This is a genomic window from Sandaracinobacteroides hominis, assembly GCF_016464365.1.
Taxonomy (GTDB): domain Bacteria; phylum Pseudomonadota; class Alphaproteobacteria; order Sphingomonadales; family Sphingomonadaceae; genus Sandaracinobacteroides; species Sandaracinobacteroides hominis.
This window is the reverse complement of record NZ_JADCUC010000013.1, coordinates 16,668-30,230: the sequence shown is the minus strand read 5'-3', so window position 1 is coordinate 30,230 and position 13,563 is coordinate 16,668. Positions and strand designations below refer to the sequence as shown.

The following is a 13,563-nucleotide window of genomic DNA, read 5'->3' as shown; positions in this document are numbered from 1 at the left end:
GGCCTTGGCGGGCGATTTTACATTGGAGGATCTGGGCTTCATCTTCGTTCCTTCGTCACTACGACGAAGCCCAGATCCTCCTTAAATCACAACCTCAAATCTGTGCCATTGGTGCTGACGGCGGACAGCCCGTGGGACGTCGGCTCGCCCTCCGACCTCCCTTGCGATTCCGTCTGCAATTGAGAAACTCCATCGATCCAACCCATCCGTCTCCGCAGGTCAAAATGAAGAAGTTTCTCCTCACCCTCAACGAGTATAACCGCATCCATCAAGTGGCGCGTGGCGTGATCGAGGGTCTTGGCACCGCCGAGCGGTCATGCATCTTCTTCGCCGTTTTCGGAGCCTATATTCTAGAGACGCGCTACAAAATCCCGGCGACGGCGGTTGCCGGTAATTTCGCACTCTGCGTCAGTGACGAACCCAAGGTCGCTTTTTTTGGTCGTGACGAAGGTGTGCGGATCGTCACGGATTCCGAGGGCTTCCACATGTGGGTCCAGACCGAGACTCACATCATCGACTTCATGGCTCCGATCTTTCCGGAGTCTTTTGCAGCTCTGCTGGGTGACACGGTAATCCCGCGTAAGATGCTGCAACGACCGATTGCGAGCGAGGCAAGTGACCTTGAAAGCCTGAATGCCACTGGCGATTTCATCACTCTGCCGAGCCGCGAACTCACCCACGATTTGCTTGGAAAATTCGGCAAGCGTCCGGCCAATTCCGATTTGATCCATGTCGCCGAAACATGGTTCGGCATGCCGAAGGGTAAGCAGCTCCCCACCTTTGCGATGATCAACGATCTCGGCGAAGTGACCAATCTCAAGCTGCCCGCAAATGTGGCGACAGGCTCTTGGTAATGGTCGAGGATGGTGGGCGAGGAAACGGCCCGCCCCGACCGTTTCGTTACCCGGCCCCCGATTGATACAGGGAAAAGGTGGGCGCTTGTGTGTGAGCTGCCAACAGCTATTAAGGGTAGAGCGGAGCGCCGAGCTTAATATACCTCGCGGCTGCGCTTGGCGTCCAGCTCTTTGCCAAGGTCGAATTTGTCGTCCCAGGCGGTGAACCAATGGTCGTTGGTCGCTTGAACGGCAGCCAGACCGGCAGCATCCAGCCCGAAGATTGCCCCGATAGCATCTTTGGTTGCGTTACTGATGTAAGGGCAAACAATGAGATCGAGCAACATAATCAGCGTCTCGGCGTCGTCGGGGCAATGCACCTTCATATATTGGAGCTTTGCAAGAATTTCCGCTTCGATGAAGGCTTTCAGCTTCGCGTACCTGACCTTATGCTTGATATATGACAGCAGGATCGTGACCGAGAAATGGTTCATGAAGCCGGTGGGCCGGATGTAATTTCCGGTCCCCTCTTCCTCCTGGATCAGGAAATGCCGCAGCAGCACGGAGATTGGTAGCCAGTATTCCCGCCCGATCTGCGAGAGCGAAATCAAAAGGTAGAGGCTTTCGACCTCGCGATGCTCGCCCATCGTGTTCTTTTCGAGCTGCTGCATCACGTTGTCGTGGACGTACTTAAACAGGAGATGCTTCTGCTCGTACGGCAGCCCCTGTGCGTGGACGAAGTCCACCGAGGTCGCGATCATCCGGCAGATGCGGATGGTATGATTGACTTTCGGGCTCGCGGAATAGGCGAAGAAGGCAAACTCCATGATCGCCAGCAAGGCATTGGACAGACGCTTGCGGTCTCGGTCCGTTTTGTCGCTCTCGACGTAGGCCTTGAAGAGCTTCTCGATTTTGTTCTCGATGATCGCGAACGTGTAATTCAGCAAGTCGCCGTAGGTGACGCCAGCTTCTTTGATGGCAGCCTTGTAGCGGATGATTAGACGGTTCGCATTGATGCCGCAGATCAGCTTTTTCTTCGGCGGCTTGGCAGGATCGGCCAAGGGCTCTTCCTCGCAGGCCGGATTGATTTCGTCGTTCAGAAGCGCTGAAATCCGCTCCTTGGCGATCGTGATTTCGGTGATGATTGGCTTCTTATAATGCTTGATTTTCGCGGTGTTGATGCTGAGCTTCTTGCCCTTTAGGATCTCCTGAAGGGTTTCGAAAACCTTGAGCTGCGTGGACTCGTTGTTGTAGAAAACGAAGAAGTCGTCGACGTAGCGGAAAATCTCGTAATCCACCTTGTGGCGCAGGTTTGCTTTCGCCAACTGCTGCAGGAGCTCGACATCGACCGACTGCAAAATGATCTCGGCAAAAATCCGCGAAAATTCCGGGCCGATGACGATGCCATTGGTCTCCTTGTGATTTAGATTTTGCATGAGGGCGTCGAAGCGCCCTCCGAATGTCAACGTGGAAGGCTTAAGGCTGAATTTCGTTTGGTCCTTGCCCAGAACAGCCCAAGGAAGCGAATGGGTATAGATGCTGTCAAAGCACTTGCTGACGTCAATCTGCACCATCGCGTCGTACTTTTTCTCGCTGCGATGATATTTGTAGGATTCGAAGAAGCGATGGATGTTCCGGTATTTCCGGTAAACGAAATAGGAGCCGAGCTGCTCGTACTCGCGATCCTCCTCTTCCAGCCCCGCCACGGAATCCAGCCGCTTCTCATGCAGCTTGTCCTTGAAATAGGCGTAGCGCGACACTGACACCGGGTGGCGGATCGAAAATTCGCTCAACGACGTGTGGTAGATGATCAGCGCGCTATGATTGGCGTAGAAGCTCGCGACCGCTACCTGATTGCGCGGATGGACAACGCTCAAAGTGCGACCGTCCAGGTTGTGCGCGACCCTGAAATTGAACGGGATCGTCGCCATTTCGCACTTGTTGTAGGAAACCGACCGTCTGGTTTTCTGCTTACCCCATTCGGTTACGACCTCAGCGGTGATGGGCGTTCCGGCCTTGATGCCGAACAAAAGCTGCATCGTGCGGTCGAGCGCGTCGGTCTTGCAAACCCAGCGCAATTGGCCTTTCTCAATCTCGACGCTGTTATCGCGCAGGAAGCGATAATAGCCCCGGTTGGAAAACGTCGGGGGCACCTCGAACGGCAGCATGTCCGTGAGGATCGAGCGTTGCTTCCGGTGCGTGAGGGAGACGCGGCGCTTAGGCATGTTTCCAAGCCCTCACGATTGTTTGCAATTCCCGCGCGCTAAAATGATGATAACGGCGCTGCTCAAAGCCGGTGGTGAATTTGAGCTTCTTTAACTGCTTCTGCAGGCTGCTGCTGTGCAAGGTCGCGATTAGCGCCTTCAGCTCCTGGTCAAGCTGGCCGAAGCTGGTCAGATCGGTCGCGATCGAATTGTTGTAATAGATGCCGGCGACGGCACGCGACTTGCTGTTCGACAGCCGAGTGTTGCCGGTCAGGAATTTGATGCGCCAGATCAGCTCGCGGTAGGCGCGCCGCGTGCGAAGCGAGCGCTCCAGCCAATACTCCTCGAACGCCGCTTTCATGCGCGTGCGATATTTGTCCACCTTCGCCGTGCTGGGACCGATCTTGCACTCTCCGGCGGTAATGATGAATTTGTAGCCGAGGTACTCGAAGGTCAGTGGATTTGGGTCCGGGAAGGCGAACTCATTTGTTTTTGCCGCATTATGCGTCAGCGCGTGCTGGCCGACGATGCCGATGATCCGGTCTTTATAGGAGCCGAGGCTGTTGCCTGCCGGGGGCCGCGCGAAGACCGCCACAATATCATCGACGAAGCGGCAATAGAGAACCAAGCCGGGAATTGCCCGGATGTCGTTATCTACGGGGCGCAAATAGAATTCGGCGAGGTAGGCACTGATGCCGACCCCGCGCGGAACGCCGACGACGGTGCCGGATTTCGCGCCATAGGAAACAAGGATTTGCTTGATGTACTTCTTCGATGCCGGGCTTAGAAGCTGGTCGCTGTCGAGCTTTTCGAGCAGCTTTTTCCTGTCGATACTCTCGTAAAATGACGAGATATCGGTTCGAACCAACTCAAATGGAAAATTGCCGCCCAGCATATCGCGAACCTGGCAGACAAGGTCGTGCCGGTTCGCTTGCTTGACCCCGTAGATGCGGTTGATGTTGCGCTGGAGCTGCTTGATGACGAAGAAGGTTTCGGGCTCGGCATCGATGCAGAAAACCGGCTTCCCGTTCGGACCGTCCTTTTTGGACAGATCGATTTTGAAGGTGGATTTGAGCACCTTCTGGCTGATCTCGTCCATCAGCGCATCGACGGCGGTCGATTTTTCCGCCTTTGCGTCTGCCAGTTTCTTTTTGAGGTCGAGTAAAGTTTCCTCGAACACATCTGCCGCCATCGTCGCCTGTTTGGCGCGGTGGTCGCGGATGTCCTGCACCTTCTCGCGGACAGCGAGCGTGAGCGGCTCGAGCGTCGGAAAGTAACGGCTCGCCAGATCGAGACCCTTGCGGTTCTCGGCGTCGTAGATGTGGCGGAAATTCTCCGCGGTAAACATCTGATCGAGCATTACTGAAGTAACATCCTGGGGTTCGCTCCGTTGGCGTTCGCGAAGACGGTTATCCTACAGAGGCCGATTTCACGAAGCGGATTCGCAACCGCGAATGTCGGGCTCGTTTGCGGCTGCTGGCACCTGCGGCGGTTCAAACGAACGGCAGCTTGATTCATTTTTGCATTCAGAATCGGACAGGCCGAAAAGGCTAGCGCTGCTCATGTCCCGCCTTCCTTGCGATCGAAAAGAAACGTCCAGTTCTGACCTAAGCCGCCGTTGGCTGATATCGCTGGGAATGACGGCAACGTCCCAAAGTCGGCCTCCTGTGCCAACGGACCAACTTGATGAACGAACGGAAGGTTTCAGGGAACTGATCAGGCCGGCTGAATGTCTGCTACTTCGGCGTTCACTGACCGAGTTCGAGATGATACCGCGTATATCGCAGTTGTCCTTGCTTGCGGAGTGCGCCCATCTCCACGAGTTCGGCGAGATCACGCGTGGCGGTGGCTGAGGTGGCATCGGTGATGGTGCGGTAGTTGGATGCGCTCAGGCCGCCTTTGAAGCCATCGATGCCTTCGGCGAACATCCTGAGAAGCGCCCTCTCCTGCCGAGCGTTGATCCTGCCGGCCAGACGGTCCAGCAAACGCGCTTTGGCGATGATGAATTCCACACTTCGGCGGCTGCGTTCCTGCGCCGCCAACACGGCCGTTGCAAACCAGCCCAGCCATCCGTCGGTTACGTTCGACAGGCTGGCCCGGTGCAGTTGCTCATAATAGGCCTTACGGTTGCGCTGGATGGTTTGCGCAAGCGCAGTGACGACCGGCGCATCAACAGATTGAGCCAAGGCCTTTTCCGCAAGGGCGCGACCCAGACGGCCATTGCCGTCTTCGAACGGATGAATGGTCTCGAACCACAAGTGCGCGATCCCGGCGCGCGCCAATGCGCTCACTGGCCTGGGGCCTGCAGGACCGCTCTCGTTGAACCAGCGGATGAAACTGGCCATTTCATCGGGCACCCTCTCGGACGGAGGCGCTTCGAAATGCACCTTGGGCGCATAAACCGCACCCGAGACAATCTGCATGGGATCAGCATGTGTACGATAGGCGCCAACGTCCTTCAGATCCCGTCTGCCATTCAGCAGTGTGGCATGCCACTGGCATAGGACCTCTTCGGACAAGGGCGTTGCATAGCTGCGGTAGAGCAGCGCCATCAGTTGGGCAGCGCCTGCTTCCGCAGCACTGGCGCGCCGCACGTCGGCCTTGATGCCAAGATGCTGTGCGACGGACGACTGGACGCTTGCCCGATCCAGAAACTCGCCTTCGATAGCGGAACTGTCGACGGCCTCCTCCGCAATCATCGCGATCATGAGGCCCTGTCGGTCCTCTCCATCAAGGTGAGCCATGGCCCCCAGGACGATCCCTGCGCCTTTGAGGAATTGTTGTTCCTGCAGACGCAGTGCCTCGGCATCATATGTGAACTGCGGCCAATCGGGTTGTTGCCAGTTCCAGCGCATGATTGACTGGGTGGCACGCCATGGATCAGAATTCAACGAATATTGATCCATGAGGGCAATGACTATCCATCATCATGGAGTTGCCCGTTCACGGAAACGGACGGCGAGCTGTTCCTGGTCGTCAGCAAGACGGGCCGTTTCACGCTCGTTGATTGCCGCGATCCGCGAAGGAGCAGGCCGAGACGTTCTCGCCGCCCTGCCCTGTCTTGCGATCGTGCTTATTGCCTCACAGTCCGTATACATGAAGCGGTGCAAGGCGGTTTTGGTAGCACACGTGTAGTTCGCTGGACCTTCCATCCTTTTTCCAGATGAATGGCATCATGCTGGTTAGATCGGTTATAAAAGGAATCTTAGAAAGGTTACACATCTGCCTCTGTCGTGTTTTCCGAGGGAGAAAAGGCCAATTTTGCTCATATCTGTTCCCGTTGTGCCGATCATATGTTCCGGAAATGTCGTGCCTTTTGTTCCTGATGTGTTGATGACGTGTTCCTGATGTGTCGATTATGACCGCACAGTTGTTCCTGATGTGTCGATGTGTCGAAAATTATGCGCTGCGCGGGGCCTCGGTTGAATCAGTTCCGAGTCAAAGAATGAAGAAATCGTTCAATCTCTACCCGTGAATCCTGAGCTTCTTGAACAAACCTGTTTGTTGACGACACTTCGAGAACATTTGCGGCTTGGCCTCCCTGCCTTCCGGCATCGCACGAAGGGATTGTAGCAGGTGGAGTGCGGGCCATAGCGCTCGGGTAGGTCGCGCCACGGAGCGCCGGAGCGCGGCACCTATAAGATGCGGTTCAGTACGCGTCATCGGTCATCGGCGCGCGGAACGCCTCGGGGCTTGTCGGGAGGGAGCAGTTCAATCACGCGCCACTCGAAGTCGGTAAAATCACATCGGCTCATGCGGACGCTGAAGCAGGTTGTCGCCGGGTGGGGAAGGTTTTCAATCTACGACACGGATCGAGACCGTTGCACCGTCCGGCAACTTCCTCGTCTGCGCGTAGACCGAAGCCGTATAATCAATCCATTCGCTCCAAGAGCATAGCCAGATATTGCCTACCTCATACTCCCCGCCGAGCAGGGGAAGCATCCTGAACGCATAGCATTGGGTGGCGCTAGGGCTCATCCCAATCGACCGGCACTGGTCCGCCAGCGGTCGCAGCAGCCAACCGTCTTCATCGTTGACGCACCGCTGACGAAACTCGGGCTCAGAAGCGGCAATCTTTGCGATTGAAGCAGCGGATACCTCCAGCATGAAAACTGCACCAGCTTCGTCAGCCACAAATACATCGGCGAAAAGGTTAGCCCCCAAGACGCGGCATCGCGCGTGAAGGATATCTGCCCAGCCACCGAGATCAACACCCCTTACCTCATCCGGCAGGAAATACGAGCGGTCACGGTCCATCAGAAGACCTTGGCCCGCCGACAGCTCGGCGGCAAGCAGCGACGCCTTGGGCGGTGACGTTTATGGGTTCACAGCTTAGTAGCTGCCACCGAGCTCGTGCCGGTGCTTGGCGTGGTATCGCCTCACCCACCCGATAAACGCCTTCTGCCAGTTGGCAGGCGTCCGATCATCTGAGCCTGCAACCCACCCTTCAAACTCCGCATGAAGTACGTCGAGATCCCACCCTGGACATTCGCTTCGCAACAGGGATGCGGTTTCTGCAGAGATATATCCCCGGTTAGCGCTGTCGCTTAGCCCCGATATGGTTTTGCGTATCAGGCTGGACGCATCCAGCATGACCTCATCCCCGCGCGGCTTGCTTGTTGTGGCGACGACGATAGGCGGCTGTTTGGTTTGCGGCGGAAGAGGGGTTGTTTGTTCCAAGATCGCTGACTCTGGTTTCCTCGAGGAAACTTTCTGTTCGCCAGCCTGAGGCCCCTCCCCTCCTCCGATGGCATTCCCGAGCGATGCTTTCCCATCATTGCGCCGCATTCGCAGCAAGGGCTCTCCCGCCCTTGTGGCCGGCTCAATTGCCAAGTCATAGCCTGGCAACGCATTACGTTCAGCCAGCTTGATCAATTCAAACTTGAAGCGTCGGTACTCCCCTTCCGCGCCGGACTTTTCAAACAGCACGGGTAGCGAAATAGCGAACCCCCCCTCCCCTGCCCCACCAGCATGCTTTCTCGCGACCTTATAGAGCCAACGTTCCCGGCCGCCTGAAATATCGAAATAGGCCCGGTCAATGGAAAGCACGCCGCCTTTCATCAACACGCCTTCATAGAACCAACTAGAGAGTTCAAGCGTCATCCCTCGCGAACGCTCTGTCCGCTCATCGACCAGCTGAGTCCAACCATCCAGCCAACTGAACGTTGCCTCTCTGCGGCTTTCTGCGCGGATGTTGGTCTTAATTGTTGTGGCAACGAGCCTGTCGAGCGATTGCCCGAGCAGTTCATAGGCTCGGCCGGTCGTTGGGCGTCCGATGGCCCGCAGCAAGTCATATGGCATCAGGTGGAGCTTGCGTGGGATGTCGTTGCGACCACGCCTCGCCATATCTGCCAGAACACTGGCGCAATAGATCAGGATATCGGCATCCCAAATGGTTGCCATACCGTATTCGGGGCTGGCGGAGACGTGCACCCACAGCTTTCCGTCCGGGCTCGTGTAGTCGATCGGCTTAACACGCTTGGACTTTGCCAGGCTGAAGAACGGCCGTTCCATCATCTCCCGCTGATCACGCAGATTGAGATCAGCGATATACGGCAGGAACATATCGAACTGCTCGCCGACGTTCTGGCGAAGTGCCTTGGTCACGAAAAGTTTCCTGCAGGAAACTCGCGTCCGTTGGAGGGTCGGAAGAGGGCAGGGGAGGGCATCAGGCGACAGACACTCCTCTCGATCGAAGCTTCTCCAGAACCTCCCGAACGGCTGCGCTGATCTGTTCATCAGTCGCCCCGCTCGCCGAAGGCAAGTGAAGCGTAATTCCCTGACGGTTGACCGACTTCACCGACAGAATTGCGCGGCCATGGCTTCCGGCAACTTCGAAATGAACCTGCTTGGGCTCAACAGATGGCGAGTCTCGTGCGGCCAATAAGCGAGCGAGGACCACGGAGCCGGGCAGGGAAGGGGCCCCGCAGCCAGCTGCCTGGCGGTTCTCCTCAACAATCCGGTCTGCCTCATCGCCAATCACGTTTGCACGACTGGCATCTTCCAGCGCACCAGCGAGTTGATAAGCCGGATTGAGCGAAAGTTGATGAAGGTCTGCGAACGCGGCGAGCACCTCATCTGGAACGGTCGCCGCCTTCAGCATTTTCGAAAGCCAGCCCTTTGAGACCTTCAGCCGCTCGGCCATGCGAATGGCTTTGCCGCCATAGTGCCGATCCAGCGCAGCCGCATAGTTACGAGCCCGCTCTATGTCGCTGATATCCCGCCGGGCACGATTCTCGATATCCGCAAGCCGAAACGCGGCCTCATCGTCCAACTCTGCCACGTGAGCCAGAAGCTTCATTTCGGGGTAGCTATTCTGCCGAAGCCAGCGAATTGCGAAGTGGCGCCGGGTTCCCACAACGAGCTCATAGTCAAATTCAGGATCGCCCGTGATGCGACGGACAACCGCCGGCACTTTCTGCCCGCCCTCTGCAATCAGTGAGTCAATCAGATCGCGGCACGATTCTTCACTCAACCCAGCCTGAGACCGGGCATTCCCCGGCCAGATTCTCACGCGGTCGGGATCCAGCAAGAGCTGGGTTACCTGACGCACATCCCCACTCGCCACACGGGAAAGCGCCGTCTCCCGGCTAAGCAGTGAAAGCCCCGGGCGCTGTGGTGCCGACGTCGAGGCTTTGCCTGGGTTGTCAGAGTCGATTGACTCAACAATATCCGGCCGAAGGGCAGGGGAGGGGGGCGACCCAGCACCGGTATCGGACAACAGGCCCGCCAGATAGTCACTCTGTTTGCGTGCCATCAGCGGCCCTTCCGTTCCCGAAGTGTCGATGCTCTCATGCCAGACAGATTGACGCTATGCGGCATTGAATATCTCGTAGGCGCTCGCTGGTGCAGTGACGCCCCAACCACGCCTCACCAAGGCTTCCACCTGAGCCATGGCGGCGTCCAGGTTTGCGCGACAACGTTTGTGTGTCCGGGACGTGCCTACGGGCTTCTCCAATTCATAGACCGTCATCATCCGCAACGCGGCATGGCTGATCTCTGCGCTTTCCAGAATCGGCACCGGCAGGAGGGCAGGGCCGAAGGTCTGCTCCATGATCTGAACCACCATGGCGTGGCTGGGATCGTTGGAATCAAACTTTGAACACAGCAGGCGCACAAAATCATATTCAACGGCAATGCCCGCCGAGAGGAGCTGCTCCGAGACCTGATTCATCATCGAAAGAAACTGAACGGTCGAGCAAAAGTCCGGCGTCGTCGCTGCGAGGGGAACGATCAAGGCGTTGGCTGCTTGCATCACAGCCAGGCTTATCGTGCCAAGGGCAGGGGGAGGGTCGAGGATCACGACATCGTAATTTCGGGCGAGGTCGAATAAACCCTGCTTCAGCTTGCGAAAGCGTGATGCAAGAACGCTGTTTCCATCAGCGCCCGAGGCGGCCAGCTCATATTCCACGTCAAACAACTCAAGATTTGACGGAATAAGATCGACATTTGGCCAGGGCGTCTTCTGGACAGCGTACAACAGGTCAGTCTGCGTCGGATCGATGGAGAGATACGGGTATAGCGTCTGCTCGCGCGTTATATTGAAATGCGGATTGAAGCCGAACAGGGTCGTCGTGGTCGCCTGACTATCGCAATCGACAACAAGCACCCGATAGCCCTGAACAGCAAAATAATGCGCAAGATGGGTGGTGACCGTCGATTTCCCGACTCCGCCCTTAAAATTCTGAACCGCAATGATCGCAGGGCGGTCGAGCGGAGCACGAGCGGGCGATGCGCCCAGCACCTCGCGCATCTTGAGGAGCCCCTCGATCGTATAGCCTGGCCGTCGACCATTCTCCGTAGCGGGAGGGGAGGGGAGGCGGCCGTCCTCTTCCGCCATACGAATGCGGTTGGTCGAGCAACCCATCAACGACGCAGCTTCGGCAATACCAAACCGTAAATTCAACCCCTTGCGGCTCTCGGGTAGAAACGCCTGGCGACGCAACCGCTCGATCATCCGCTCGCCGGCTTCAGCCAGATCGGAGATCCGCTCGACTTCTGAATTCACTGTGCCGCCAATCCAACGGTTTGAACCTTTTTGTATCTATATCCTTTCGAGATGGTTCAGTCCATCGAAACCGTGGGGCGACAATCTGCCCGGCTACGAAGCACAGGACTGACCAGTAGCGACACATTGTTGATCATGCGGCGGTTAACTCTTGGGCGTTTTCGCTGCCGTGGAGTTCGCGGACGAGCAGAGTCGAAGCCTCGACTCCCAGCCCTTTGGCGATGCGCGCGATGTTATCTAGCGAGATATTCTGCTCCGAACGCTCGACCGCCGACAGGTAGGTGCGGTTCAGACCAGCTTCGAACGCCAACCGCTCCTGCGGCAGACCTCGCTCAGCCCGAAGTCGGCGCATATTCCGCGCCAGCACGTCCCTGAGTTCGCTTTTCGGGGTTCGCTTCACCCCCGGATATTTTCGGCTTGCCGTTTATAACGCGACCTGTTTTAAGATACATTCGTTATGGCAGACGGCTTTTATGAACGCACCCTCTCGAACCTCGTCGGACTGGGTCCATCCGTTTCGACCGAAGTCTACATGCATGTGCACTTGTTCCAGGAGCAAATGATCAAGGAGGCCGGCGCCACGCGCATCCAGATTGCCAAGGTTGCTATGGTAATGGCCTTGCTGGACGAAGACGACGTTGATCTTCAATTCAGCCGCCTCGCATCCGCTTTGAATGATGGGTTGGCCCATCTGGCGGCCGAGGAAATCTTCGCGAAGAAATGTCCGGATTACACGCATCCGCGAATGACCGAGTGGAGGCTCCGCAGGCTCAGAACGTAATGTCGGTCGACTTCTTCATGTCGGCTAGTTGGCTGTGACCTCTATCCAAGGCTTCGTGGCGGGTTGTGCAGCGGATGGTTCTGAACACCCCGGATCGGGCAGCATAGGGATGTAAACGGAGACAGGTGATGGCCCGATACATGGAAAACCCGCTTGCGTATCCGGCGGCAAAGGCCCGCCACAGCTTCCATCCAAGCAAAATGCTGGCTGTCGCTGGTATGCTGGCCGTCTTCGCCACCGAGCATCCTGCCAACGCGCAAGACCGGAATCAGTCCAACGAACTCTATCACATCTTCGATCTGAAGACGGCGGCCCCAAAGCGGGATGTGATCGCCGCTGCCGGTGCAGGGCTGAAGCGCAATACCAGTGATGCGCAGACGATGACACCCATCGTGATGGGCGCGCCTCCCGAAACACCCGGCCGCTTTACCATCCGCAACCCGCTGGAAGGCAGCGCCAGCATGGGCGGGATTGCGGCGATGATCCCTGCCTCGCAACTGGCGCAGTTCAAGCAGGCTTCGTGCGATGGGGCAGTCTGGATCGCGAATGCGCTGCGCAAGGTCCGGGGTTCGCAGAACCTCCGTCTCACGCTGTGCCTGTTCCCCTATCAGCAGGGCTATCAGTTGAACGTTTACGGGATCGACGTGAAGGAACAGGGTGGCGGGATTTCCGCGCGCCTTGGTCGGGCCCTGGCCGAACAGGTGGTTGGAAAGCCCGACGGTTGGACGGAGAAGACCATCCTCGACGTCGTTCGGGAGCTTCAGACCAAGACTGGGGCGACAGTCAGCTATGTCGAGGGACAGCCCGAGATCGCCGGTACGCCGTGGGAAATGCCTGCGGCGGGCGGCGGCGTAGAAGAAGCGAAATGAAAGACCGATACGGGGACCGCCGGCATGCGGACATCCCGGGGGCAACACGGGTTCTCGAAAGCGGCTATTCCGACATATTTCCGCAGATGATTTCGATTGGGGCGGTGCCCTCATTCTGCAGTTGCCCCGCCGCTCCGGGACCAAAAATGCAAACGCCCCGGTCCAGCAGTCACACAATAATCGGCGAAGCCTTCAACAGCGGCCCCTGCGCCACCGCCCACGGGTGCCCGTTCAACAGCAGGAAGGCGATGATGGCGAGCATCCACACCCCCGCCGCCAAGGGTCGCAACGCAATGCGTTGCGGCGAAGCATGGTGAGCGGAGCGTGCAAAGCTCATTGACCGCAAACTCGAAAAGAGGGACCCGCGATCCACGATGCCAGATCGCTATAATCAGGGCCTCGGTGACGAGTTGGGCGGTCACCCCGTGAAGCACCGCCGCGCGAAACGGGTGGGGGGATTTCCTCTATTCGTGGGATGGTTCTACGCAAACGGATAGGGCGAAAGGTCCCGGCTGTTGTCGTCGATTGCTACGGCGCGGCCGATCGCCGGAAACGCTCTTTGCGGGCAGGCGGGGCGCTCACAGACCTTACAGCCCGCGCCGATCATGGTTGCCGATGAAGGAGCGCCCAGATCCAGCCCCCTAGAATAGACAAGACGCGGCGCGTGGCGGATGTCGCACCCCAAGCCGACCGCAAACGTCTTGCCCTGCACGCCGTAGCCGGCACTCTTGCTGCCCACTGTTCTGGCGATCCAAAGATAGGTGCGGCCATCGGGCATTTGGGCGATCTGCGTGAGCGTGCGACCGGGTTGCGCGAACGCCTCGTAGGCGTCACCTCAAGGTTTGTTCGCCAGACAACGATTTCTCGG

At 57.6% G+C, this 13,563-nt stretch carries 12 protein-coding genes and 2 pseudogenes; 3 read left to right on the top strand and 11 right to left on the bottom strand.

What is annotated here, in order from left to right; all coding sequences use genetic code 11:
- The coding region (locus IM784_RS16585) for a DUF2026 family protein (protein ID WP_207791797.1) at positions 1–854 on the top strand (854 nt) is incomplete at its 5' end.
- 134 nt (positions 855–988) lie between these two features.
- On the opposite strand, the gene drt3b is transcribed toward IM784_RS16585, so the two are convergent.
- From drt3b to IM784_RS16540, 9 genes and pseudogenes are all read right to left on the bottom strand, one after another.
- Positions 989–3,058, bottom strand: coding sequence for an antiviral reverse transcriptase Drt3b (drt3b, locus tag IM784_RS16580; RefSeq protein WP_235977453.1), 2,070 nt, complete (start codon positions 3,056–3,058; stop codon positions 989–991).
- Positions 3,051–4,397: an antiviral reverse transcriptase Drt3a gene (gene drt3a / locus IM784_RS16575; protein WP_199556457.1), complete on the bottom strand. Its 1,347-nt coding sequence runs from the start codon at positions 4,395–4,397 to the stop codon at positions 3,051–3,053. Before drt3a ends, drt3b begins: the two co-directional genes overlap by 8 nt.
- A 388-nt stretch (positions 4,398–4,785) precedes the next feature.
- Positions 4,786–5,892 carry a Fic family protein gene (locus tag IM784_RS16570; RefSeq protein ID WP_199556456.1) on the bottom strand — a complete coding sequence of 369 codons (1,107 nt, stop codon included), beginning with the start codon at positions 5,890–5,892 and terminating at the stop codon, positions 4,786–4,788.
- A 684-nt stretch (positions 5,893–6,576) separates the two neighbouring features.
- Positions 6,577–6,792: pseudogene (locus IM784_RS16565) on the bottom strand (transposase); the annotation flags it as partial.
- A gap of 40 nt (positions 6,793–6,832) precedes the next feature.
- A complete protein-coding gene (locus IM784_RS16560; protein ID WP_199556455.1) occupies positions 6,833–7,294 on the bottom strand; it encodes a T6SS immunity protein Tdi1 domain-containing protein in 462 nt (153 codons plus the stop codon).
- 75 nt (positions 7,295–7,369) lie between these two features.
- Entirely contained in the window at positions 7,370–8,602 is a 1,233-nt protein-coding gene (locus tag IM784_RS16555; RefSeq protein WP_207791799.1) for a replication initiator protein A, read from the bottom strand.
- A gap of 103 nt (positions 8,603–8,705) precedes the next feature.
- Positions 8,706–9,794, bottom strand: coding sequence for a ParB/RepB/Spo0J family partition protein (locus IM784_RS16550; protein WP_199556453.1), 1,089 nt, complete (start codon positions 9,792–9,794; stop codon positions 8,706–8,708).
- A gap of 54 nt (positions 9,795–9,848) precedes the next feature.
- Positions 9,849–11,045 (bottom strand): AAA family ATPase, encoded by a 1,197-nt coding sequence (locus IM784_RS16545; protein WP_199556452.1) that lies wholly within the window; start codon positions 11,043–11,045, stop codon positions 9,849–9,851.
- A gap of 133 nt (positions 11,046–11,178) precedes the next feature.
- A complete protein-coding gene (locus tag IM784_RS16540; protein WP_199556460.1) occupies positions 11,179–11,397 on the bottom strand; it encodes a helix-turn-helix domain-containing protein in 219 nt (72 codons plus the stop codon).
- 105 nt (positions 11,398–11,502) lie between these two features.
- Here IM784_RS16540 and IM784_RS16535 point away from each other — a divergent pair, with 105 nt between their 5' ends.
- Together IM784_RS16535 and IM784_RS16530 are read left to right on the top strand one after the other, a co-directional pair.
- The gene (locus IM784_RS16535; protein WP_199556451.1) at positions 11,503–11,826 is read left to right on the top strand and encodes a hypothetical protein; all 324 of its coding nucleotides are present in this window, start codon (positions 11,503–11,505) and stop codon (positions 11,824–11,826) included.
- A 128-nt stretch (positions 11,827–11,954) separates the two neighbouring features.
- Positions 11,955–12,695 (top strand): hypothetical protein, encoded by a 741-nt coding sequence (locus tag IM784_RS16530; RefSeq protein ID WP_199556450.1) that lies wholly within the window; start codon positions 11,955–11,957, stop codon positions 12,693–12,695.
- Between the two features lie 169 nt (positions 12,696–12,864).
- Here IM784_RS16530 and IM784_RS16525 read toward each other — a convergent pair whose 3' ends face one another.
- Both IM784_RS16525 and IM784_RS16520 read right to left on the bottom strand, forming a co-directional pair.
- On the bottom strand, positions 12,865–13,032 hold the full coding sequence (locus IM784_RS16525; RefSeq protein WP_199556449.1) for a hypothetical protein: 168 nt from the start codon (positions 13,030–13,032) through the stop codon (positions 12,865–12,867).
- Between the two features lie 144 nt (positions 13,033–13,176).
- Positions 13,177–13,512: pseudogene (locus tag IM784_RS16520) on the bottom strand (DUF2083 domain-containing protein); the annotation flags it as partial.
- Positions 13,513–13,563: the final 51 nt, after the last annotated feature.

Excerpts from the sequence above, each read along its gene's own strand:
- IM784_RS16555 (WP_207791799.1), bottom strand. The coding sequence starts at position 8,602 with ATGTTCCTGCCGTATATCGCTGATCTCAATCTGCGTGATCAGCGGGAG.
- drt3b (WP_235977453.1), bottom strand. The coding sequence starts at position 3,058 with ATGCCTAAGCGCCGCGTCTCCCTCACGCACCGGAAGCAACGCTCGATC.
- drt3a (WP_199556457.1), bottom strand. The coding sequence starts at position 4,397 with ATGCTCGATCAGATGTTTACCGCGGAGAATTTCCGCCACATCTACGAC.
- IM784_RS16540 (WP_199556460.1), bottom strand. The coding sequence starts at position 11,397 with ATGCGCCGACTTCGGGCTGAGCGAGGTCTGCCGCAGGAGCGGTTGGCG.
- IM784_RS16525 (WP_199556449.1), bottom strand. The coding sequence starts at position 13,032 with ATGAGCTTTGCACGCTCCGCTCACCATGCTTCGCCGCAACGCATTGCG.
- IM784_RS16550 (WP_199556453.1), bottom strand. The coding sequence starts at position 9,794 with ATGGCACGCAAACAGAGTGACTATCTGGCGGGCCTGTTGTCCGATACC.
- IM784_RS16535 (WP_199556451.1), top strand. The coding sequence starts at position 11,503 with ATGGCAGACGGCTTTTATGAACGCACCCTCTCGAACCTCGTCGGACTG.
- IM784_RS16560 (WP_199556455.1), bottom strand. The coding sequence starts at position 7,294 with ATGGACCGTGACCGCTCGTATTTCCTGCCGGATGAGGTAAGGGGTGTT.
- IM784_RS16530 (WP_199556450.1), top strand. The coding sequence starts at position 11,955 with ATGGCCCGATACATGGAAAACCCGCTTGCGTATCCGGCGGCAAAGGCC.
- IM784_RS16570 (WP_199556456.1), bottom strand. The coding sequence starts at position 5,892 with ATGCGCTGGAACTGGCAACAACCCGATTGGCCGCAGTTCACATATGAT.